Source organism: Bradyrhizobium sp. CCGB20 (genome assembly GCF_024199855.1).
Lineage (GTDB): Bacteria > Pseudomonadota > Alphaproteobacteria > Rhizobiales > Xanthobacteraceae > Bradyrhizobium.
Genome location: NZ_JANADN010000001.1, coordinates 6,410,898 through 6,434,351 on the forward strand (window position 1 = coordinate 6,410,898; position 23,454 = coordinate 6,434,351).

At 63.3% G+C, this 23,454-nt stretch carries 18 protein-coding genes; 9 read left to right on the plus strand and 9 right to left on the minus strand.

Annotation, left to right across the window (positions count from 1 at the left end):
* Positions 1–234: 234 nt before the first annotated feature.
* Positions 235–1,056, plus strand: a complete 822-nt coding sequence (locus tag NLM15_RS30120) for an ABC transporter ATP-binding protein (protein ID WP_254121405.1) — start codon at positions 235–237, stop codon at positions 1,054–1,056.
* Positions 1,053–2,984, plus strand: a complete 1,932-nt coding sequence (locus NLM15_RS30125) for a long-chain fatty acid--CoA ligase (protein ID WP_254121406.1) — start codon at positions 1,053–1,055, stop codon at positions 2,982–2,984. Before NLM15_RS30120 ends, NLM15_RS30125 begins: the two co-directional genes overlap by 4 nt.
* A gap of 68 nt (positions 2,985–3,052) precedes the next feature.
* On the opposite strand, the gene NLM15_RS30130 is transcribed toward NLM15_RS30125, so the two are convergent.
* On the minus strand, positions 3,053–3,418 hold the full coding sequence (locus NLM15_RS30130; RefSeq protein ID WP_254121407.1) for an endonuclease domain-containing protein: 366 nt from the start codon (positions 3,416–3,418) through the stop codon (positions 3,053–3,055).
* A gap of 79 nt (positions 3,419–3,497) precedes the next feature.
* Between NLM15_RS30130 and NLM15_RS30135 the strand changes: the two genes are divergently transcribed.
* From NLM15_RS30135 to NLM15_RS30150, 4 genes are all read left to right on the plus strand, one after another.
* Positions 3,498–4,391 carry a branched-chain amino acid ABC transporter permease gene (locus tag NLM15_RS30135; RefSeq protein ID WP_014493866.1) on the plus strand — a complete coding sequence of 298 codons (894 nt, stop codon included), beginning with the start codon at positions 3,498–3,500 and terminating at the stop codon, positions 4,389–4,391.
* Between the two features lie 3 nt (positions 4,392–4,394).
* The gene (locus tag NLM15_RS30140) at positions 4,395–5,468 is read left to right on the plus strand and encodes a branched-chain amino acid ABC transporter permease (RefSeq protein WP_254121408.1); all 1,074 of its coding nucleotides are present in this window, start codon (positions 4,395–4,397) and stop codon (positions 5,466–5,468) included.
* A 46-nt stretch (positions 5,469–5,514) separates the two neighbouring features.
* On the plus strand, positions 5,515–6,798 hold the full coding sequence (locus NLM15_RS30145; protein ID WP_254121409.1) for an ABC transporter substrate-binding protein: 1,284 nt from the start codon (positions 5,515–5,517) through the stop codon (positions 6,796–6,798).
* Between the two features lie 131 nt (positions 6,799–6,929).
* Positions 6,930–7,769 carry an ABC transporter ATP-binding protein gene (locus tag NLM15_RS30150; RefSeq protein ID WP_254121410.1) on the plus strand — a complete coding sequence of 280 codons (840 nt, stop codon included), beginning with the start codon at positions 6,930–6,932 and terminating at the stop codon, positions 7,767–7,769.
* Here NLM15_RS30150 and NLM15_RS30155 read toward each other — a convergent pair.
* Positions 7,766–8,908 carry an AGE family epimerase/isomerase gene (locus NLM15_RS30155; protein ID WP_254121411.1) on the minus strand — a complete coding sequence of 381 codons (1,143 nt, stop codon included), beginning with the start codon at positions 8,906–8,908 and terminating at the stop codon, positions 7,766–7,768. The two genes, NLM15_RS30150 and NLM15_RS30155, sit on opposite strands and share 4 nt — an antisense overlap.
* Positions 8,909–8,994: 86 nt before the next feature.
* On the opposite strand from NLM15_RS30155, the gene NLM15_RS30160 reads away from it, so the two are divergent.
* From NLM15_RS30160 to NLM15_RS30170, 3 genes are all read left to right on the plus strand, one after another.
* Positions 8,995–10,218 carry a phenylacetate--CoA ligase family protein gene (locus NLM15_RS30160; protein WP_254121412.1) on the plus strand — a complete coding sequence of 408 codons (1,224 nt, stop codon included), beginning with the start codon at positions 8,995–8,997 and terminating at the stop codon, positions 10,216–10,218.
* 518 nt (positions 10,219–10,736) lie between these two features.
* Positions 10,737–11,336, plus strand: a complete 600-nt coding sequence (locus NLM15_RS30165; RefSeq protein WP_254121413.1) for a TVP38/TMEM64 family protein — start codon at positions 10,737–10,739, stop codon at positions 11,334–11,336.
* Positions 11,337–11,446: 110 nt separating this feature from the next.
* A complete protein-coding gene (locus NLM15_RS30170) occupies positions 11,447–11,965 on the plus strand; it encodes an HAD-IIIA family hydrolase (RefSeq protein WP_254121414.1) in 519 nt (172 codons plus the stop codon).
* A gap of 86 nt (positions 11,966–12,051) precedes the next feature.
* Here NLM15_RS30170 and NLM15_RS30175 read toward each other — a convergent pair whose 3' ends face one another.
* From NLM15_RS30175 to NLM15_RS30205, 7 genes are all read right to left on the minus strand, one after another.
* Entirely contained in the window at positions 12,052–13,461 is a 1,410-nt protein-coding gene (locus NLM15_RS30175; protein ID WP_254121415.1) for a hypothetical protein, read from the minus strand.
* 139 nt (positions 13,462–13,600) lie between these two features.
* Positions 13,601–15,232 (minus strand): carbamoyltransferase C-terminal domain-containing protein, encoded by a 1,632-nt coding sequence (locus NLM15_RS30180; RefSeq protein ID WP_254121416.1) that lies wholly within the window; start codon positions 15,230–15,232, stop codon positions 13,601–13,603.
* A 447-nt stretch (positions 15,233–15,679) separates the two neighbouring features.
* The gene (locus NLM15_RS30185; protein ID WP_254121417.1) at positions 15,680–17,806 is read right to left on the minus strand and encodes a Gfo/Idh/MocA family oxidoreductase; all 2,127 of its coding nucleotides are present in this window, start codon (positions 17,804–17,806) and stop codon (positions 15,680–15,682) included.
* Complete coding sequence (wecC, locus tag NLM15_RS30190) at positions 17,803–19,068, minus strand: UDP-N-acetyl-D-mannosamine dehydrogenase (protein WP_254121418.1); 1,266 nt, start codon at positions 19,066–19,068, stop codon at positions 17,803–17,805. Before wecC ends, NLM15_RS30185 begins: the two co-directional genes overlap by 4 nt.
* A complete protein-coding gene (gene wecB, locus NLM15_RS30195) occupies positions 19,065–20,186 on the minus strand; it encodes a non-hydrolyzing UDP-N-acetylglucosamine 2-epimerase (RefSeq protein ID WP_254121419.1) in 1,122 nt (373 codons plus the stop codon). Before wecB ends, wecC begins: the two co-directional genes overlap by 4 nt.
* A gap of 182 nt (positions 20,187–20,368) precedes the next feature.
* The gene (locus NLM15_RS30200) at positions 20,369–21,733 is read right to left on the minus strand and encodes a glycosyltransferase family 4 protein (RefSeq protein WP_309144945.1); all 1,365 of its coding nucleotides are present in this window, start codon (positions 21,731–21,733) and stop codon (positions 20,369–20,371) included.
* Positions 21,648–23,327, minus strand: coding sequence for a heparinase II/III family protein (locus tag NLM15_RS30205; RefSeq protein ID WP_254121421.1), 1,680 nt, complete (start codon positions 23,325–23,327; stop codon positions 21,648–21,650). The genes NLM15_RS30200 and NLM15_RS30205 overlap by 86 nt, the downstream gene beginning before the upstream one ends.
* Positions 23,328–23,454: the final 127 nt, after the last annotated feature.

Below are 23,454 nucleotides of genomic sequence, written 5' to 3' on the forward strand. Positions count from 1 at the left end.
AAAAAACTTTGTCGCAGAATTGTCAGGCCGGAGACATTTCAAAATAGCGCTTTCCCCTATTGAGGGCCACCTTGGGCGATGCGGCTTTTGATCCCGATCAGGGAGCAAGAGTGGCGCGGCTCCGGTCGAGACCAATCGCTGCATGGCCTCACCGGCACGGCCGTACTAGGATTGCCCGAGAGGAACGGACGAAGAGCGCCGCTGAATGCGCCATCACCGGGAGGGATTTGTTTGGTGGCTACCAGTCTCGAAGTGCGCGGCGTGTCCTTGCGATTCGGCGGCGTCCGTGCGCTGACCGATGTCAGCTTTGCCATCAATGCGGGCGAGCTGTTCTCGATCATCGGCCCCAACGGCGCCGGCAAGACCTCGATCGTGAATTGCATCTCCGGCCGCTACAAGCCGACCGAAGGCCAGCTGTTCTACCAGGGCCGCGACATCACGGGGCTGACGCCGAACGCGCGCCCCACGCTCGGCATCGGCCGAACCTTCCAGAATCTGGCGTTGTTCCACCACATGAGCGTGCTCGACAACATCATGGTCGGGCGCCATCACCTCCTGAAGAACAACTTCCTCACGGGATCCCTGTACTGGCTCACCGGCGCGCGCAAGGAAGAGCTCGACCACCGCCGCAAGGTCGAGGAGATCATCGACTTCCTCGACCTCCAGTCGGTGCGAAAGGCGCAAGCCGGCACCCTCTCCTACGGCCTGCGCAAACGCGTCGAGCTCGCCCGCGCCATGGCGCTGGAGCCCCGCCTCATTCTCCTCGACGAGCCGATGGCCGGCATGAACTTCGAGGAGAAAGAAGACATGGCCCGCTACATCGTCGACCTCAACGAGGAATTCGGGATGACGGTGGTGATGATCGAGCACGACATGGGCGTGGTGATGGACATCTCCCACCGCGTCATGGTGCTCGATTTCGGCCGCAAGATCGCCGAGGGCGATCCTGCCGCCGTGCTCGCCGATCCCCACGTCAGGCGCGCCTATCTCGGCGAGGAAGACGAGGTGCTGGTCGATCCGGACGACGCTCCGCCGGCGCAGGAGAGCGCGGCATGATGGATTACGCAGGCCGCGTCGCGCAGGCCGACACCTATCCGAAGATGCTCCGCCTCAACGCCAGGGAGCACGGCAACGAGATCGCGCTGCGCGAGAAGGATCTCGGGCTCTGGCGCGTCTTCACCTGGAATGATTACCACACCCGCGTACGCGACTTTGCGCTCGGCCTGATCGAATTGGGCCTGGGGCGCGAGGACGTCATCGGCATCATCGGCGACAACCGGCCGGACTGGGTCGCGGCGGAAGTGGCGACCCACGCCATCGGCGGCCTCAGCCTCGGACTCTATCGCGACGTGCTGGACGAGGAGGCCTCCTACCTCCTCAACTATGGCGAGGCGCAGCTCGTTTTCGCCGAGGACGAAGAGCAGGTCGACAAGCTGCTGGCGCTTGCCGAGCGGGTGCCGCGGCTGAAGCACATCATCTATTCCGATCCGCGCGGGATGCGGAAATATGACGACCCGCGGCTGATGTCGGCGGAAACATTTGCCGAGCTTGGCCGGGCCCGTGCTGCGCGGGAGCCGGACCTTTACGATCGGCTGGTGGACGCGACCAAGGGCGAGGATGTCGCGATTCTCTGCACCACGTCGGGCACCACCTCGCACCCGAAGCTCGCCATGCTCGCCGCCGGCCGCGTGCTCGGCCATTGCGCGACCTATCTCGCCTTCGATCCGAAGGGGCCGGACGACGAATACGTCTCCGTGCTGCCGTTGCCGTGGATCATGGAGCAGGTCTATGTGCTCGGCAAAGGCCTGCTGTGCCGGATGAAGATCAACTTCGTCGAAGAGCCCGATACGATGATGAACGATCTGCGTGAAATCGCGCCGACGTTCGTGCTGTTCGCGCCGCGCGTCTGGGAATCCATCGCCGCCGACGTCCGCGCCAAGGTGATGGACGCAACGCCCTTCAAGCAGCGCCTGTTCGACATCGGCACGAAAAGTGGCCTCGCCGCGCTTGCAGACGGCAAACGTTCGGGCTTTGCCGACGCGATCCTGTTCCGCGCGCTGCGCGACCGTCTCGGCTTTACCCGCCTGCGTTCGGCCGCGACCGGCGGCGCGGCACTCGGCCCCGAGACCTTCAAGTTCTTCCAGGCCATGGGCGTGCCGCTGCGCACGCTCTACGGCCAGACGGAATTGCTCGGAGCCTACACGCTGCATCCCGAGGGCAAGGTCGACCCCGACACGACAGGCGTGCCGATGGCCGACAGCGTCGAGATCCGCATCGACAATGCCGACGTCCATGGAGTCGGGGAGATCGTGGTGCGGCATCCCAACATGTTCCTCGGCTACTACAAGAACCCCGAGGCAAGCGTTGCCGACATCAAGGACGGCTGGATGCTGTCGGGCGACGCCGGCTACTTCAACGACAACAGGCAACTCGTCGTCATCGACCGCATCAAGGATCTCGCCGAGACCTCGCGCGGCGAGCGCTTCTCGCCGCAGTTCATCGAGAACAAGCTGAAATTCTCGCCGTATATCGCCGAGGCCGTGGTGCTGGGCGCCGGCCGCGACGCGCTCGCGGCGATGATCTGCATCCGCTACTCCATCATCTCGAAATGGGCGGAGAAGAGCCGGCTCTCGTTCACGACCTACAGCGACCTCGCCTCGCGGCCGGAGGTCTACGCCCTGCTCCAGAAGGAGGTCGAGACCGTCAACGCCACGCTGCCGCCGGCCCAGCGCATCTCGCGCTTCCTGCTGCTCTACAAGGAGCTGGACGCCGACGACGGCGAGCTCACCCGCACCCGAAAGGTACGCCGCGGCGTCATCAACGAGAAATACGAAGGCATCATCGACGCGATCTACCGCGGCGATGCCGACATCCCCGTCGACACCGTGATCCGCTTCCAGGACGGCACCACACAGCGCGTACGAACGACGCTGCGCGTGGTGGATCTCGGCGGACACGGCCACATGGCGGAGGCTGCGGAGTGAGACAGCTGATCGTCGCGCAGGGTGCTGCCCTTCGCCTCTCCCCGCTTGCGGGGAGAGGCCGGAGCGCGTCAGCGATCCGGGTGAGGGGGAGCCTCCGCGAGGGCGGTGACAATCGTCTCGAGAACGCCGACCAAATTGCTCAGAACATCGTTATTCCAGAATCGCAGAATCCGATAATTTCGCTCGGTCAACCATTTGTCTCGCGCCGCGTCGTGCGGACTGTCCGCGTGTTGGCCACCGTCCACTTCGACGATCAGGCGGGCTTCGCGGCAAATGAAGTCGACAGTATACGGCCCGATCGGCTCCTGCCGGACGAACTTGTAGCCGTTCAGCCTGCGAGCGCGCAGCCGATACCAGAGTTTTCCTTCCGCATCCGTCAACGCGGCTCGCAAGCTTCTTGCGCGCCCGGTCTTGGACTCTTCGGCACCTCGCATGCGGAGACTCCCCCTCACCCGCCGCGCTTTGCGCGTCGGCCTCTCCCCGCAAGCGGGGAGAGGCGAAGGATAGCATAACATGAACACCGCCTTCCTCATCCAGCTCCTGGTCAACGGCCTCGTGGTCGGCACGCTTTATGGCGTGGTCGCGATGTCGTTCGTGCTGATCTACAAGGCGACGCAGGTCGTCAACTTCGCGCAAGGCGAGCTGCTGCTGGTCGGCGCCTGGGTGTGCTGGGCGCTGCTTGCGAAATACCAGGTGCCGTTCTGGATCGGCATGCCGATGACGCTGGTGTTCATGTTCGTATTCGGCATCGCGATCCAGGTCCTGATCCTGCGGCCGATGATCGGCGAACCCATCATCTCGGTGATCATGGTGACGATCGGCCTCTCGACCGTGCTCCAGGCCACGCTGAAATGGATGTTCGGCGTCAACCCGCAGCCGTTCCCGCGCGTGTTCGAGAGCCAGTCGGTCAGTCTGCTCGGCCTCCAGATCCAGACCGTCTATGTCATGAGCCTCGTGGTCTCGGTCGCGATGATGATCGGCATGGCCTGGTTCTTCCGCGCCTCCAAATACGGCCTTGCGATGCGCGCCACCGCGTTCAACCAGCAGGTCGCGCAATCGCTCGGCATTTCCGTGAAAAGCGTGTTCGCGATGGCCTGGGCGATCTCGGCGACGGTGTCGGCGGTCGCGGGTGTCGTGGTCGCCGTCGTGAATGGCGTGTCGTCTGGCCTTGCCGCCTACGGCATCAAGGTGTTCCCGGCGGCGATCCTCGGCGGGCTCGATTCCGTCGGCGGCGCAGTGCTCGGCGGCATCATCATCGGCCTGCTCGAGAACATCGCGCAATATGTCGACAGCGAGTATCTGCACTGGGGCAATCTCTACGAGATCGCGCCGTTCTACGTCCTCATCATCGTGCTCATGATCAAGCCCTACGGCCTGTTCGGCACCCACGACATCGAGCGGATCTGATCCATGGCCGGTCCTGCCCTCATCCCTGCTGGTGATTTCCGCACCTCTTACGCGGCGGACACCACCATCTTCCCGACCACGACCAGCCGCAACTTCGCGATCATCGGCGTGCTGCTGCTCTGCCTCGTGCCGCAATTCCTCGGCGGGTACTGGCTCAGCATCCTGATCCAGATCGGCATCTTCTCGATCGCGGCGCTCGGCCTCAACATCCTGGTCGGCTTCACCGGCCAGATCTCGATCGGCCACGCCGCCTTCTTCCTGCTGGGGGCCTTCACCTCGGCCTACATCTCCAACAACGCCCCGATCCCGGTGTTCTTCGCGATCCCGCTCGCGGGCGTCGTCACCGCGCTGGTCGGGCTGATCTTCGGCATCCCGGCGGCGCGGTTGAAGGGCCTCTACCTCGTCATCGCGACCCTGGCGGCGCAATACATCCTGCTCGACTTCTTCTCCCGCGCGGAGTGGTTCACCGGCGGCTCGGTGCCGGCCAGCGCCAACCCGTTCTCGATCTTCGGCTTCACCCTGCGCGGCGACAGGCAATATTTCTACGTCGTTCTGGCATATGTGATCGCGAGCTACATCCTCGTCACCAATCTGATGCGCACCCGCGACGGCCGCGCGCTGGTGGCGATCCGCGACCATTATCTCTCCGCCGAGATCATGGGCATCAACCTCACCAAATACCGCACGCTGTCGTTCGGCCTCGCCGCCTTCTTCGCCGGCATCGCCGGCGCGCTCTATGCGCACTACCAGCTGGTGGTCTCGCAGGAAGGTTTCGGCATCGAGCGCTCGATCCTGTTCCTCGCCATGATCATCATCGGCGGCACCGGCTCGATCATGGGCACGCTGATGGGAACCGCCTTCGTGGTGCTGCTGCCCGAGGGGATGGAATTCATCAGCCACTATCTGAAGGGCGGCGCGATCGACAAGGCGCTGTCCCTCAACACCAACATCACCTTCCTGCGCGAGATCGCGATCGGAGTGATCATCATCGCGTTCCTGATGTTCGAGCCGGATGGGCTCGCCCATCGCTGGCGGCAGATCAAGGCGTACTGGAAACTCTACCCGTTCTCGCACTGAGCACGGGCAACTCTCTAACCAACAAATAAACAGGAGGAGGCAACCAATGAAGACAAAATCCCTTTTGAGCACCGCATCGCTCGCACTGGCGATCGCCGCATTTTCGGCGGGCGCGCAGGCGCAGATCGCGATCGGCCACCTCGCCGATTATTCCGGCGGCACCTCCGACGTCGGCACGCCCTATGGCCAGGCCGTCGCCGACACCTTCGCCTGGGTCAACAAGAACGGCGGCGTCGGCGGCAAGCAGCTCAACGTCGACACCAACGACTACGGCTACCAGGTGCCGCGCGCGATCGCGCTCTACAAGAAATGGTCGGCGCCGGACAGCAAGGTCGCCGCGATCATGGGCTGGGGCACCGCGGACACCGAAGCGCTGACCGGCTTCCTCGCCCAGGACAAGATCCCCGACCTCTCCGGCTCCTATGCTGCCGCGCTCACCGATCCCGAAGGCGTCAGCGGCAAAGCCAAGCCCGCGCCCTACAATTTCTTCTATGGTCCGAGCTACTCGGACTCGCTGCGCGCGATGCTGATGTGGGCGGCCGAGGACTGGAAAGCCAAGGGCAAGTCCGGCAAGCCGAAATTCGTGCACATGGGCGCCAACCACCCCTATCCGAACGCGCCGAAGGCCGCAGGCGAAGCCATGGCGCAGGAGCTCGGCTTCGAAGTGCTGCCGCCGCTGGTGTTCGCGCTGGCGCCGGGTGACTACAGCGCGCAGTGCCTGAGCCTGAAATCCTCGGGCGCCAACTATGCCTATCTCGGCAACACCGCCGCTTCCAACATCTCGGTGATGAAGGCCTGCAAGACCGCCGGCGTCGAGATCCAGTTCCTCGGCAATGTCTGGGGCATGGACGAGAACGCCGCCAAGACAGCGGGCGATGCCGCCAACGGCGTGATCTTCCCCTTGCGCACCGCAGTGAGCTGGGGCGGCGATGCACCCGGCATGAAGACGGTGATGGAGATCTCGAAGATGTCCGACCCGAGCGGCAAGGTCTACCGTCCCGTGCACTACATCGCCGCCGTCTGCTCGGCGCTCTACATGAAGGAAGCGCTCGACTGGGCCGCCAAGAACGGCGGCGCCACCGGCGACAACGTCGTGAAGGGCTTCTACCAGAAGAAGGACTGGGTGCCGGCAGGCATGGAGGGCGTCTGCAATCCCTCGACCTGGACCGACAAGGATCACCGCGGCACGCTGAAGGTCGACCTCTATCGCACCAAGATCGCGGGCGCGACCGACGGCGACCTCAACGACCTCATGGCCAAGGGCACGATCAAGCTCGAGAAGGTCAAGACCATCGAGCTGCCCCGCAAGCCGGAATTGCTGGGTTGGTGAGCTCTATCTGTTCGTCGTTCCGGGGCGATGCGAAGCATCGAACCCGGAACCTCGAGATTCCGGGTTCGGTCCTGCGGACCGCCCCGGAATGACGGCGAGAAGTTGCGACGACACCGCGAGAGTGACTGACCATGAGTGAAACGGCTCAAATCGATCGCCCGCCCCCCACCGCCGTGGCGCCCGCCGCCCTCCTCAGCGTGCGCAACATCGAGGTGGTCTATGACGACGTCATCCTGGTGCTGCGCGGCCTCAGCCTCGACGTGCCCAAGGGCGCGATCGTGGCGCTGCTGGGGGCCAACGGCGCCGGCAAGTCGACGACGCTGAAGGCGATCTCGGGGCTGCTCAAGACCGAGGACGGCGAGGTCACGCGCGGCGAGATCCTGTTCGAGGGCTCCGCTATCGCCGGTATCGATCCCGACAAGATCGTCCGCCGCGGCATCTTCCAGGTGATGGAGGGCCGGCGCATCGTCGCCGACATGACGTCGCTCGAAAACCTCAAGCTGGGCGCCTTCACCCGCAGGGATCGCGAGGTCGATGCCGATCTCGACATGGTCTTCAACTATTTCCCGCGCCTGAAGGAGCGCACCGGCCTTGCCGGCTACCTCTCCGGCGGCGAGCAGCAGATGCTTGCGATCGGCCGCGCGCTGATGGCGCGCCCGAAGATGATCTTGATGGACGAGCCGTCGATGGGCCTGTCGCCGCTGCTGGTGAAAGAGGTGTTCTCCATCATCCAGAAGATCAACCGTGACCTCGGCGTCACCATCCTGCTGGTCGAGCAGAACGCCCGCGCCGCGCTGTCGGTGGCGAGCCACGGCTACATCATGGAGCAGGGCAAGGTCGTGCTCGACGGCACTGCGGACGAGCTGCGCGACAACGAGGACGTCAAGGAGTTCTACCTCGGCGGCGCCGGCGACCAGCGCAAGAGTTTCAAGAACCTCAAGAGCTTCAAGCGGCGCAAACGGTGGCTCTAACCTTCCAGCACCTGCTCCGCTTCCGTGACTGCGCAGAGAACATGATAGAACGACGACGCAGGAATGGTGTCGACCAGCGATTTGCCGTCGCGATCGAACTGGTCGTACCAGCCGCCCTTCACGGGATGGCTGAGATAATGCCGTTCGAGCCGCACCAGCGCCGCGCGCGCCTCATCCGCCGCGCCGGCCTCGCCGGACTCGGCCTGCGCGATCCACGCCTTCGCCATCTCGGTCTGCGGCCACAGCCGCCGCGTGCCGCGGCGGACGTTGCCGCTGGCATCGCCCTCGTCGGGGAGACAGCCGGTGGCGTCGTCACGATAGCGCAGCGCAGTCGCCAGCAGCTCCGCACGCCGCTGCCCGGTCGGGCAACCCGTAATGCGTTCAAACCCCTTCAGCAGCCAGACCCACTCCGCCTGGTGGCCCGGCTCGACGCTGACAGGCTCGATCTTCGACCAGTCCTCCTCGAAATACTCCGTCAGGATCCGCTTCTGCTTGTCGTAGAGATTGGCGAGGAACAGCGCGAAGAATTCGCCGGCACGGTTCTGGAACGACAGATCGTGGGTCACGTCGAAGCACGCGATCATCGCCTCGAACAGATGCATGTGGGGGTTCTGCCGCCGCGGCAGCGAGACCGGCAGGCTCTCGTGCACGCCGCCATGGGGCGAGCGCAGATGGCCGTCGAGGAAGGCGAGCAGCGCGTCGATCTCGGCGCGAATTTGCGCGTCCTGGTCGAGCGCGTAGACGGCGGCGAGCGCAAACAGGATGAAGGCGTGGTCGTAGGCATCGCGCCGTCCGTCCAGCACGGCGCCCTCCGGCGTCAGCCGGTGCACATAGCCGGGCTTGCCGTCGGGCGCCTTCGCCTTGGCCAAGAGGTGCTCCAGCCCCTCCAGCGCGATGGCGCGCCCCTCAGGGTACCAGCCCATCTGCGCCGCCTTGGCGTAGCACCAGATCTGCCGGGCCTGCACGAACACACGCCGCGGCGCTGCCGTATCAGCCGTGCCATCCCGGTGCAGGCGGTCGATGAAGCCGCCCGCGGTCTGGTCCCAGCCGACGGTCGACCACAGCGGCAGCGCCTCGTCGATCATACGGCGCTTCAGGCGCGCGACGACATCCGCCGCAATCATTCCTTCGTCCGCCATCGCGTCCTCTTCAAACCTCGCCCAGGGCCGTCTGATACCCATGCCGGCGGCGGCGTGCAACGGATGCCAACCCGGAAAGACCAGCCATGACCGCCCATTACGACGCCCGCGAGACGCGCGAACAGGCCGTGCGCGAGGCGGAGCTGTTCTCCCGCCTGCCGGATGTGCTGCGCGGCGCGATGGCCGCGCCCGCCTATGCCGAGCGGCTCAAGGGCGTTGACCCGGCCGCGGTGACCTCCCGGGCGGCGCTGGCGGACCTGCCGGTGCTGCGCAAGTCGGAGCTGCCGGCCCTGCACAAGGCCTCTACGCCCTTCGGAGGCTTCGTGGCGGCAGCCCCGGGATCGTTCGCCCGCCTCTTCACCTCCCCCGGGCCGATCTTCGAGCCGGAGGGCCGGCAGGCCGATCCCTGGCGCGGAGCGCGGGCGCTGTTCGCGGCCGGGTTCCGTCCCGATGACATCGTGCTCAACACCTTCAGCTACCACCTCACCCCCGGCGGCTTCATCTTCGACGCCTCGGCGCGCGCCCTCGGCTGCGCGGTGATCCCGGCCGGGCCCGGCAACACCGAGCAGCAGTTCGAGCTGATCGAGGCCTACCGTCCCGTCGGCTACAGCGGCACGCCGGACTTTCTGAAGATATTGCTCGATGCTGCAGCAAGCGCCGGCCGCGACGTCTCATCGATCAAGCGGGCGCTGGTCTCGGGGGCCGCGTTCCCGCCCTCGCTGCAGGCCGAGATCAAGGCGCGCGGCATCGACGCCTACCAGGCCTTCGGCACCGCCGACCTCGGCCTCATCGCCTTCGAGACCGAGGCGCGCGACGGCATGGTCGTGAACGAGGATTTGATCATGGAGATCGTCAAGCCCGGCACCGGCGATCCCGTCGCGCCGGGCGACGTCGGCGAGATCGTGGTGACCTCGCTCGACCCGCACCATCCCTGGATTCGGCTTGCGCTCGGCGACCTCACCGCGGCGCTGCCGGGCCCAAGCAAATGCGGGCGCACCAACATGCGCATCAAGGGCTGGATGGGCCGCGCCGACCAGACCACCAAGGTCAAGGGCATGTTCGTCCGACCCGAGCAGGTCGCCGAGATCGGCAAGCGCCATGCCGCACTGGGACGATTGCGCCTCGTCGTCATGCGCCAGGGCGAGGCCGATGCGATGACGCTGCGAGCCGAAACTGCGGACGCGAACGACGCCCTGCGCGAGGAAATTGCGGGCACCTTGCGTGCGGTGACGAAGCTCGGCGGCAATGTCGAGCTGGTCAGCCCGGGCGCGCTGCCGAACGACGGCAAGGTGATCGCGGACGAGCGGTAAGCGCTCAGATCCCAACTCCCTGGTAACAGGGAATCCTGCGCGAACCCGGCGCAGACTGGCAGGCGAGACGGCAGATGCTTTCGCGCGCCTTCGGTGGTATGACGCGCGCCGGTCGTTGCTGGCGGAGGGGATATCAAGGCACGTAGAATCCAAGCCCTAATGCGCTCTCCTCGGTCAGGCAGAGGAACGGCCTGTCCGGATGACCCGCTAGGCAATTCCTGTACATTCGCTTCGCAAGCGCGTCGTCGAAAAGGCCAAAAATGGCGATTAGCGCGAGCCCTACACCGCCTGCCATCCCAACCGAATAAATAGCTGCGCGCCGCACCTGCGACGCACGGGAAAATTCCTGACCCACTAAAATTCACTACTGTCCAAAAAATACTACCGCGCGCTGCTCACTCCTGCCCCAAGCGAAGGTCAATCCAGAAGCAGGTCTAGAGCCAAGGTCCGGATGCACCCGCTTGCGGGTTTTGGGCGGGTTGATTGATCGGCGCAGATGGCGCAAAAAGCAACCGCACATGACGGATCACATCATAGAAACCTTCCAGGGATTGGGGCACCTTTCCGTCGCATCGGGTGCAATTCTCGCGCTGTTCTTCGGGTTGGCAGCGCTGATCGTCTTTCCCCGGACGATCCTTATCGTTGCGGCCGGAGCATCATTCGGGATCGGCGCGGCTCCCATCATCCTGGTGGCCGGCACAGCGGGAGGAACGCTGGCGTTTCTGCTGGCCCGCCATGTCGCGTCCGAGTGGTTTCGGCGAAAGCTCGAACAACGGTCCAAACTGGAAGCGATAGCCGAAGCTGTCGACAAGGAAGGTTGGCGCATCGTCGCCCTCATGCGACTGGGTGCTCCGGTGCCGAGCGCGCTACAAAACTATCTTTTCGGACTTACAAAAATCCATCTGGTGTCGTTCATCTTGGCCACCCTGGTATTCAGTTCACCGCAGGTCTTCCTGTTCACCTTCCTCGGCGCCACCGGACGAGCCTCATTACTCGATGACAAACCCGTCGAGCTCACAATTGCGCCGATCATCGTGACCGTTGCGATCATCGCCACTATTTCGTGGCGCGTCCAAAAACTGCTGAGATCGCGCAGTCAATCGGACGTCTCCAACTAAGGCTGTCATTCCATCCGCCAGCATCGGGAGGGCGCCCTACTCTGCTTCGGGTCCTTGACAAACCACTTGAAGGGTTGTGAGGAGAGATCACAACTTATCAGGGGCGGCAGATGACAGCGACAACGGTGCGCCCGGCGGTCTTTTTCGACCGCGATGGCGTACTTAATCACGATCACGGCTACGTCTTCGAGGCGAGCAAGTTCGAGTGGAACGACGGCGCCCGTGAAGCGGTCAAGCTCGTCAACGACGCGGGCTATTTTGCCTTTGTCGTCACCAATCAGTCGGGTGTGGCCCGCGGATTTTACGAGGAGAGCGACGTCCAGACTCTCCATCGCTGGATCGCCAAGGAGCTGGCAGTGATCGGCGCGCACATCGACGCGTTTGAATACTGTCCCGACCACCCCGAAGCCACCATCGAGCGCTATCGACGCGTCAGCAACCGTCGCAAGCCCGCGCCGGGCATGATCACCGACCTCCTCGAGCGCTTTCCGGTGGCAGCCGACAGAAGCATCCTGATCGGCGACAAGCCGAGCGACATGGAGGCGGCCGAAGCTGCGGGCATCCGGGGCCTATTGTTTCAGGACGGAAACCTCGAAGCGTTCGTGCGGCAAGCGCTCTCCTTGCGCTGAGGACGGGTGATTCAACCCAAATCCAGCGTGCCGCCCAAGCTCACCGAGGTGACTGACATCGAGCAGCTTGCGCGGCGTGCGGTGACTCATTTTCGGCGAGTGATGCCGATCATCCATGTCAGCGCACGCATGATGGCAAGCGGAGCTATCAACCAAACGAGACCGTAGCTATCCAGCAGCGTCGCCGTGAGAGGAACCTGGGTCACGTAATACGCGTAGAGGCAGCCTGCCACCTGCATGGCAATGCTCATGGGATCGTTGCCTCTCGCAAGGACCGAAATCAAGCCAATCAGCGAGCCGGCGATCACGGTCGCCAGGACAGCGTAAAAGAGCCCTCCCTCGGCATAGCCTGACAGGCTCACCCCGGCCGGCTGCGAACCCGTCGTGTATGTGATGGCGGGATAGATCACCGCGAACACTTTCGTGGCCGGATAGCAAGGCTGCGGAGCAAGAAGTCCGCTGAAGGTCGGCCGCACTATGCCGCAACGTTGATCGGGATCCGAAAAGATCTGCACATAGTATGGAATCCCGACCGCCATCCTGAATATACTCGCTCGTACGATCCAGATTGCCTTCTTCAACACTCCGCCGAATTCGCGATTCGACAGCTCTCCCTCGACGGTCGATGGCAAACCGGGCATAGATGATCGCGGGCCGTCCGCGGATGATGAACCGGGCAGCGGAATCGTGGGCGACTGTCCCGGGAAGCCCGAAAGCGGTGCCGATTCCTGGACAGTCTTGTCCGACTGGCCGGTGTCCTTGATTACGCAAAATTGGCTCAGAGCCAGGGCCAGGTAGATCGTTCCTCCTACCGCGACGGTCGCGATCGCGGTGCGCAGGAGGCCGAATCCGGAGAGCGCCAACGTCAATCCGAGCACCAGCACATAGAGAAGCGCCGGTGCCTTCTGAATAGTTGCGACATCAAGCCAGAGAACGATCAGGCTCAGCACCGCGCAGGCTCCGAGACTGACCCTCTCACGCTTGAGCAATCCCCGCGCCAGCAGATAGCAACCGACGATGGGTAGACTGGAATAGAGGAACGAATAGTACTTGTTACCGAGCAGCTCGAACAATTCGACCCGCCTCAGGATCTTGTCTTCGTAGCACAGACTCTGATCCCACGCCTCGCTCGCGGACAAGCCGCCGGCCTGAGCAAGCCTGTAGATACAGAAAGCGATCATGGCGCCCGCCAATGCCAGCGGAATCCACAAGGGCACCTCGTCGGCAAATGAGAGGGTTGCCGACGCGAAGACCTTCTCCGTGGTAATCGCAGCGATCGGCAGGGCTACGAGCGTCAGCAAGAATAAAAACCAGTAAGTCGCAGATCCGAGCGTGGTCATCCACGCGTAAGGAACTTCCTGGGGAGAGAACAATTGGTGGAGCTGTTCTTGCCCGACCGGAAATGGAATTAGCGCAGCTGCACCTGAGGTCGTGATGTAGGCGATGACCGCCACACCGACGGCTAGATTAATCCGTCGCATTTTCCCGAAGCCCATGAATCGCTCTAGCACCACATTCGTCGGACAAACGATGTCAGATCCTTCATCAATTCAGGCGAATTCGCGAGAAGCCCAACCACAAGGGACGAACTGCGTCATCGATCCGTTGAGCCCCTGGTCGGACCGATTCCCTTGCTTACTTCGATAGTCGGTAGGGCCCGAGATACAGCACGTCCAGACCGGAGCAAAAATAGGTATGCAGAGCTTCCAACGGCGCGTTCACGGTCGGCTGCTCGTTGATGTTGAGACTGGTGTTGATCAGGACCGGCAATGAAGTGGCCTTCGCGAACTCGCCGATCAGACGGCTGTAGAGCGGATTGCTGTCCGCATGGACGCTCTGGATGCGCGCCGTGTTGTCGACATGGACCACCGCAGGCATGGTCTCGGCGACTTTCTCATTGACCGGAAACGTCACCACCATGAAGGGCGCATCGAACGTGTCCTCGAAATACTCGGCCTGGCGCTCGTAGAGCACCGACGGACAGAACGGGCGGAATTCCTCGCGATATTTGATGGTGAGGTTGATGCGGTCCTTCATGCCCGCATGGCGTGGATCGGCCAGGATCGAGCGGTTGCCGAGCGCGCGCGGACCATACTCCATCCGCCCCTGGAACCAGCCGACGGTCTTCTGCTCCGTCAGGTCGGTGACGCAGCGCGAGACAGGATCGTCGAGCAACTCGAACCGCGCGCCGATCTTGTCCAGCGTTTCGCGGATCGTGTCGTTGGAATATTCCGGTCCCCAATAGGCGTGGGTCAGCGGCGCGATCGCGTGCCCGGCCTCCGCGCACTTCATCATCGCGGCGCCCAGCGCCACGCCCGCATCGTGCGGCACCGGCGGCACGTAGAGACGCTTCACCGACGGCTCGGCCGCGATCTCCATGTTCATCTTGCAATTCAGGCCGACGCCGCCGGCGATGCAGACGTCGCCGCAACCGGTCTCGGCGATCGCGGACCGGATCACCTCGGTGGTGACGATCTCGAGCTGCTTCTGGCCGCTCGCGGCGATGTTGGTCAGCCGCTGGTCGAGCGGCGCGCCACGCAGGCGCCGCGGCCCCAGAATCTCCTCCATCTTCTCCGTGAAGATGCGCTCCTGCCGCGTCGAGAAATCGCTGGTGAAGATCTCGGCGTCGCGCCTGCGCTTGTCGAGCTCGGGATCGAGTTCGTAGTTGATGCCGGCCGGGCGCAGGAGCTTGGCAAATTTGTCGAGATAGTCGGGGCTGCCGTAGGACGACAGGCCCATGACCTTGTACTCGTCATTGGTCATCTGATAGCCGAGATACTGCGTCAGCATCCCGTAATAGAGCCCGAGACTGTTGTGGCGGCCGAAGCGCGTCAGCACGCGGAAGTCGTTGCCGCGCGCATGCGCGACGAGGCCCGAGCTGGAATCGCCGGAGAAGTCGAAGCAGGCGACCGTCGCCTCGGAAAAACCGGACCCGTAGAACGAGCTCGCGGCGTGACAGAGGTGATGGTCGTAGAGCTCGATCTTCGGGCTGTGGCCGAACTGGTACCTGAAATATTCGGTGAGGCGCTGCGTGTAGTTCGTGTAGGTCTTCAGCGGCGAGCAGATCCAGTCGACGTCGCGCATGGTGATGCCGGCCTGCTTCAGGCAGTAGCCGATGGCACCGCGCGGAAGCTCTCCGCGCGCATGCTTGGCCAGCGTGAAGCGCTCCTCCTCGGCGGCCGCGATCAACTCGCCGTCGCGCAACAGCACAGCCGCGCCGTCGTGGTGGCCGTGCTTGATGCCGGAGCTTATTCCGATCACGTACATTCGTTCACACCTCGAAAACGCTTCTCAAGAAGTCCCTGCAAAACAGACCTACACGAAGCGCAGATCCGGCGGATGGTATGGTCAAGCTCTACCGCGACGTGCTCGCCTTCCAGATCAGGGCGAGGAGCGCTTGCGACCGAGTGGACAGCGCACGTGCAGGTGGGACGGAAAAGGCCTTACAGGCCGCATAGTTACCAACGAGGCTTCGCACCTGCAAGGGCGCAAATCCAGCGGCCTTTGGCCTTTTCCTGGTGTGGCGCGTGAATGAGGCGTCGACAGTTGGGCGGTGATTTGCCGGCACGACCTGCTTCAAGACATTCCCTGAAGAGACCACCGTTTTCTTCGACCGCGACCGAAGGTTAGACGAGAAGGGGCAGCGTCGTCGAAATTCCAAAATTGGAGAGCGCGGGACATACATCGATGGTCCGAATGATGTCCCGGGCACTCTTACTCCGCGAGCTGTTTCTCGACCGCGAAACTGACCCGCGTCGCCGACAGCTGATCGGCGAGCGAGATCGGCCATTTGCCGCCCGGTTTGAAGGCTTCGGCGAGCGCCGCCAACTCCTCGAGCTGTCCCTTTTCAATGGTCAGGCCCTTCCAGCCCCCCTTTGCGCCAGTGACGTCCAATCGCTTGTAGTCGTCGAGCACGAGAACTTTCCCGTCCACAAAGATATCGAAGCGCTCCTTGGGGAACTCCTTCGAGCCCAGCGAGGTATAGGTCAGCGTGCAAAGCGAGCCATCGGCGTAACGCACCGTGGCGACGAAATTGTCGTCGCGACGCCAATGGCCACTGGCCGGCACGATCGACCGGGCCTGAACCTCGACAGGCTGGCTGCCGGTGAGCGCATTGAAAAGATCGTAGATGTGGCAGGCTTCGCCGATGTTGCGGCCCCCACCATGTGGGCCGTGCACCCAATGATCGGAGGGAATGTATCCGGCATTCATGCGGTAGTTCACGATCATCGGCGACAGGCGCCCCTTGATCGCTTCGCGTGCCGCGCTGACGGCCGGCGCGAACCGCCGGTTGAATCCCGTCATCAGGAGCGGTCCGTTCGGGTTGGCCGTGTAGAACGCCTCAATCGCGTCCAGGCCCTCTTCGGTCATCGACGTCGGCTTCTCGACGAAGACGTGCTTGCCGGCCTTCAGCGCCGCCAGTGCCATCTCGGCGTGCAGATCATGCCGTGTTGCGATGAGGACAAGATCGATCTGCGGGTCATCGATGACAGCCTGAAAATCGGTGCTGGCAGTGCCGAAGCCGAAGCGCTCGGCGGCCGTGCGCGCTGACAGGCCGGTGCGGCTCACGACCGTGCGAAGGTCGAACTTGTCGCCGAGCTTCTTCAGGTTCGGCAGGTGCATGCCCTGCGCAAAGCTGCCGGCCCCGACGACCGCGATCTTGATGCGGCCATCGACCGGTTTCGGAGGCGCGATCTGCAACACGGACCGCACCGCCTCTTCGCGGTGCGGATACTGCAACAGGACCAGCAGCGGCTTCTCGCCCTCGCCCGCCAGCCGGCCATATGCCTCTTCGGCACGGTCGATCGCGTAGGGCTCCTGCAGCATGTTGTCGAGCCGAATGCGGCCAGCTGCGATCAGCCGGAGATATTCGCCCATGTTGCGGTTCTCGGTCCAACGGACATAGGCGAGCGGATAATCTCCGCCCTCCTCCTCGTAGACAGGATCGTAGCGTCCGGGTCCGTAGGAGCAGGAGATCAGGACATCGAGTTCCTTGGTGTAGATATCCGATCTCGCCATGTTCAGGCCGACGTCGCCGACAATCACCACGCGCGCCTTCTTGCGGCAGGACTGAAAAGCCTGGGCAAGAATGTCGCTGGACGCGGATGCAGCCGTGATGATCGCAGCGTCGGCGCCGAAACCATCGGTCAGTTTGACGATGTTGTCGACCAGATTGCCGTCGTTCGGATTGATGCCGTGATCGAGGCCATTTTCCAACGCGGTCGCAATGCGCTTGTTGTCCACGTCGGTGCCGATGACGCGGCAGCCATTGGCCGTCAAAAGCTGCGCCGTGATCTGCCCGAGAATTCCGAGCCCGATCACGACGACCGTCTCGCCAAGCGTCGGCTGCGCGCGACGCACGCCCTGCATCGCGATGGCCCCGAGCGTCACCGTGGCGGCGGCGTCGAAGGAGACCTGCTGCGGGACGGGAACGCACAGATTGACCGGGACGTCGATGACCTCAGCGTGATTGGCAACGCCCGCGCCGGCGCAGGCAACGCGATCGCCGACCGCGATCCCGTCGACCTCCGATCCGACTGCGATGACGGTGCCGGCGGCCGAGTAACCGGTCGGCAACCCCGCATCGAGCTTGCCTTTGACCTGCTTATAGACGCGCGCAACACCCTGATCGCGCATGAGCTGAAGCACGCGCTTGACATGGTGCGGCTGCTTGAGGGCGCGGCGATACAGCGGAAGGCCCGACATCTTGACGCCTGCCATCTCGGTGCCGACGCTCACGCACGAGCGTTCCACCCGGACGAGCACATTCTTGGGACCCGCGACGGGTGCCGGGACATCCTGCAAGAAGACCTTGCCCGACCGGACCAGAAGCTGCTTCACGACCACACCCCGCGCGTATCGATCACCACCTTGCCATTCAGTTCGGCCGGCGCGATTTCATTGTAGGCACGATGATTGACCAACATCACGACGATATGGGCTTCGCCAATTGCTTCGGCGACGTCGTGCACCATGCGGACGTTCTTGTGACGGGCAAGCTTTCCCGGCAAGAGTTCGGCAAACGGTTCCGACACAAGAAGTTCGCACGTATCCCACTCAGCAACCTCTTCGGCGATCGCCAGAGCCGGGCTTTCCCGGAAATCATCAACATCAGGCTTGAAGGCCAAACCGAGCGTCAGCACCTTCGGATAGGCGCCGACCGATCGCGCGCCGGCGACGGCGGTCTTGATCTTCTCAAGAACGTAGGCGGGCTTGCCGTCGTTGACTTCACGCGCAGTACGGATCAGGCGGGACTCCCCAGGGGCGGCCTCGACGATGAACCAGGGGTCCACGGCGATGCAGTGGCCGCCGACGCCGGGGCCCGGCTGGAGAATATTGACGCGCGGGTGATGATTGGCGAGCCGGATCAGCTCCCAGACATTGATGTCGAGCTTATCGCAGACGATCGACAACTCGTTCGCGAAGGCAATGCCGACGTCCCGGAATGAATTCTCGGTCAGCTTGCACATTTCCGCCGTGCGGACGTTGGTCTTGAGCAGGCTTCCCGTGCAGAAGATGCGATAGAGCTCCTCGGCGCGGGCCGAGCATCTGGCCGTGATGCCGCCGATCACGCGGTCATTCTCCACCAGCTCGACCAGCACGCGTCCGGGCAACACGCGTTCGGGGCAATAGGCGATGTGAACGTCGCATTCCTCGACGCCGGACGTCGGCATGCGCAGATCGGGCCGCAGCGCCCCAAGCTGCGCGGCCATCCGCTCCGTCGTGCCCGGCGGAGAGGTCGACTCCAGCACAACGAGATCGCCGCGCTTCAGAACCGGCGCGATCGAAGCAGCCGCGGCCTCGACATAGCTCAGGTCAGCCTTACCGTCATGAAATGGCGTTGGAACGGCGATGATGAACGCATCCGCCGGCGCAGGCTTGGTGGCCGCGCGCAACTTGCCGATCTGGACGGCTCGCGCGGTCAGCGCGTCGAGGTCCGGCTCCACGATGTGAACCTGGCCACGGTTGATCTTGGCGACGACCGCCTCGCTGACATCAACGCCGACGATCGAAACACCCCGCGAGGCGAGCACGACCGCAGTTGGAAGCCCGATATAGCCGAGTCCGACCACGCAAATCGTTCTTAGCTTGACGTCGCTCACAATTGTTCCTCAATCACCTTGCGAATCCGCTTTGCCGCCTTGCCGTCGCCGTAAGGATTAATCGATTGCGCCATCCGCCCATAGTGATCGCGGTTCGTCAACAGCCTGGTTGCCTCTTCGACAATACGCTCGCGGGACGTGCCCACGAGAATCACGGTCCCGGCATCGACGGCTTCGGGACGTTCCGTGGTGTCGCGCATCACCAGGACCGGCTTGCCCAGCGACGGCGCCTCCTCCTGCACCCCGCCGGAGTCGGTGATGATGAGGTATGAGCGCTCCATCAGGTAGACGAATGGCTCGTAGTCGAGCGGGTCGATCAGATGGATCCGCTTCTCGGCTCCGAGCAAGCGCTGGACGGGCGCGAGAACGTTGGGGTTGGGATGGACGGGATAGACGATCTGCACATTATGCCGAGTGACAATGTCGAGCAGCGCTTTGCAGATATTTTCGAAGCCGTCGCCGAAGTTCTCTCGCCGGTGTCCGGTCACGAGGATCAGCGGAAGATCGGGATCGAGATAGCTGAACCGGTCTTGAAATTCGGCGCGGGCAGTTGGCGCCCCCTTTAGCCGCTCCACAGTTTCCACCAGCGCATCGATGACCGTGTTGCCGGTCAGGTGGATATGAGATGGGTCGACGGCTTCATCGAGAAGATTTTGCCGCGAGCGCTCCGTTGGAGCGAAGTGAAACCGGGTTACAAGGGTTGCGACACGACGGTTCATCTCCTCCGGCCAGGGCGCGGTCAGGGAGCCGGATCGCAGACCCGCTTCCACGTGCCCAACGGGCAGCTTGCGATAGAAAGCAGCCAGCGAACCGGCGAGTGTGGTCGAGGTATCGCCGTGGACCAGGACCAGATTCGGCTTCTCCTGATCAAGGACCTGCCCGATCCCGGTGAGAAGCCTGGCAGTAAGCTGGTCCAACGCCTGGTTCGGCGACATCAGGTCGAGATCGTGGTCGGGCTTGATCGCGAAGAGGTCCAGCACCTGATCCAGCATACCCCGATGCTGACCCGTCACACAGACCCGCAAATCAAGGCTTTGGCTGCGCCGCAGCTCGGTCACGACCGGCGCCATTTTGATGGCCTCCGGACGCGTTCCAAATATTGCAATGACTTTTCGCATCTTCGGGCTTGCTGTCCGCCTTAACGCTCACCCGGGGAGCCCCGGCGGGCGCTGTGTAACCAGTCGCGCGGAAATATACAAACTCAAACGGGGGCGGAACCTGACGAATCGCCCGGAATCGACCGCTCCAAAAAGACGTTGAATTCCAAATGGTTGGAAGGGTGTTGCGGCAGCCTGCGCAGTTAGCCTGTCTTGTCTTGAGCTAGACCGCGATCCGGTCGGTCTGATTCTTCAGGTTTCCCGGGGCACAACCGTTGCAAAGCTTCCAGCATGCTATCGGCCAGCGCCGTGCGCTCGTAGCGCTTGCCCCCCGTAGCGGCGTTAGCTGCAAGCAAGTGTCGGCGCGCCGGATCTCGTGCGAGTTCCCCAATGGCGTTCACCAGCGCTTCCACGCTGTCCGGCTCGATCATCTCCGCTGCGCCCAGCGGCTCCAGCAGATGCTCCAGCTCGCCGCGCACATTGGTGATGATCGGCGTGCCGGTCGCCAGGGCCTCGAAGACCTTCGACGGCAACACCGTCTTGAACAGCGGTGTGTTCTTCAGCAAGACCAGTGTGAAGTCGCTCAGATGCCAATAGTCGATGGTCTCATCGTGCGACACGCGACCGACAAACAGCACATTCCGCAGCCCCCGCCGTTCAGCCTGTTGTTGCAGCTCCTCGCGCTCCGCGCCGGACCCGACGATGATGAATTGCGCCTCGGGAACGCGGGTCAGGCACTCATCTGCCGCGTCGAGGATGAGCTGCAGCCCATGCGCCATGCCGACTGTGCCGATGTATGAAACGACGACCTTGTTCTCAACTCCAAGCTTCTCGCGCAACGACGATGGCGCGCAGCCCGGGGCGAGCTTCGTGGTGTCTGCGCCATTGGTGATGACGACGATCTTGCCGGCGTCGATTCCCCGCGACGCCAGCACGTCGCGGGTCGTATGGGTGACCGTGACGATGAGATCCGAATGCCGATAGAGAAAGCTCTCCACACGCCGGACAAGATTCATCAACCGCCCTTCCTTCATGGCGCCGACGGCGATAATCGAGTCCGGCCAGAGATCGCGCACTTCGAAAACGAAGGGCCTGCGGTGAACGCGGCTCACAATCCATCCTGCGACCGCGGCAAAGATGTGTGGCGACGTCGCAATGACGACGTCGGGCCGGGCAACGAAGGGCGACGCAAGGCTGGCCGTCACGACGAAGCTCAGGTAGTCGAGGATGCGCAGGAATGCACCGCGGTTTGGAAACACCAGCGTCGGTACGCGCAAGACGTCCACCGTTTCGTACGTCTCGCGCTTGTAGAGCGATTGCCGGTAGCCGCCGAACACCTTGCCATCCGGGTAATTTGGAAAATTGGTCAGCATGGTGACCTGGTGACCGCGCGCTATCCAACGCTTTGCGTGCGTGCTGCAGCGGACGGCCGGCGCGCTCGCCTCGGGGGGGTAATGATCGGTGACGAAAAGTATGCGCAAATCAGAACTCGAACCGGGTTTCGACTTCCATCGGTAGCCCGCCCGTATAGCTCCAGGCAAGGACCGGTCGCAAGATTCGCTGGCCAAAACTCGGCGCGTAGTACCCGTCGTTCAGGAGGAATTGCGACGCTCCCCTCGCTGACACACGAAACCGCGCCTCCCCTGACACCTCGATCGACCAGCCTGGCCCGTCCGGGACAATACGACCGACCAGCGGGTGCAGCGGAAAACGACCGATGATCGTGTGGTTTCCCTCGCCCGTGACGCGGTCCCGGACAACCAGCGAAGTCGGCGACACCGTGACGCTGCGGTAGTGGACAGGTCGGCCAGGGAGCCAGCGGTAGCCATCGTGACTGGCGGAGGCCGACTGGACGTCGCCGGTCACGGAGACCGATCTGCCGAATGGATGCGCACGCCGCCCGACGCGAAAGCTGGCCCACACTTCGGTTGAATTCTCTGCATCGATCTCGACAGTCGCGTGGGCGCTGGTCGAACGCTCTTCGTCTCGAATTGCATCGTGGGCGTAAGACGACGTTCCGGAGTTGGTGATCAACCGACGATCGCCGAACGACACTTCGAGCGAGAGCGTGTCTGCATGCGCATGTCCCGGCAGGTAGGAGGGGCCGACTTCGGCCGCATCGAAGATCGCCAGCCAGGGACCGGAACGCAGCCGCACATAGCCGCTGTCAGCCAGCCTGCCGGTCATGTCGTCCGCGCTCCGCGAGACGTGCAGCGATGCCGCATAGTCCGCAAGCTGCCCGTACGTCCTGGCGATGCCCAACGCCGCGTCATTGAAGAAGGCGATTTCCCCGTCCGGATGGACCATTTCACCCAGCCAGGCCAGCATACGCGCAGCCAACGCCGGCCATGTCGCCGCCGCTTCAGCAAGCTCGTGCGGATAGATCCTCGCCAGCTGAACGAGATCCAGGACATCCTCGAGCAGGATAGCGTGATACATCGGACTGAGCTCAAAGTGACCGCCATCCGAAAGCACCTGTTCACGCCACTCCCGTTGAAGCAGATCCAGGCCGGTGCGTCGCCAACGGTCAGCTTCGGCTCCCGAAAAATAGCAGCCCGCAAATACCAGGGCCTTCGCGTTCGCGAGCAGATGGTTGCCCAGCAGATGATACTCAAGCGAAGCGCTCAGCGCCCGCGCCTGGGTTGCCAGGCTGTCGCGTGCGGCGGAGTCCAGATCGTTGCCCGCGAGCGCCCACGCGATCCAGTTCACGATGCGCAGCGATAACGGATACGGCTCCCAGCCGTTTCCCGTCATGGGAGGATTTTCGGCGATCCAGGCCTTGATCAGATCGCGATGCCATGACGCACGGCTCTCGCATGCCTCAGCGCGCAAATCGTCGAAATAGTGCAGGTTGTACAGCCACAGCTTCGGCATTGCCGGATTGTTCCAGCCAGTACCGTCCAGCAGCTCCGCAACCTGCCCAAGGATCAAGAAGCGCCTGGTCGACAGCATGGCAGCCGGACGTCCCGCAGCATTCCGCCATGTCCCCGTCGGCATGCGCAAACTGGGCGCCGGTCCATGCGAGATTCTGGGCGGAAAAATTCGCCGTTTGATGCGGTTGACGATCTGCTCGGGACGCAAATGGCGCACCGTACGGACGAGGCGCGCGGGATCCTCCCATAGTTTCCCAAACATTCCACATTCCGGCTTGATTTCGCCCAAGCGCTGATAGCATTTCCGGCGCCGAGTTCAATAGCGCGGCCCGGAGGGCTTCGGAACTCCGGCAAGTCAGCAGGTCGCTGGCGGCCTTTCTTGTGCCAGGCTCGTGGCGGGGATACAGTCGCGCCAT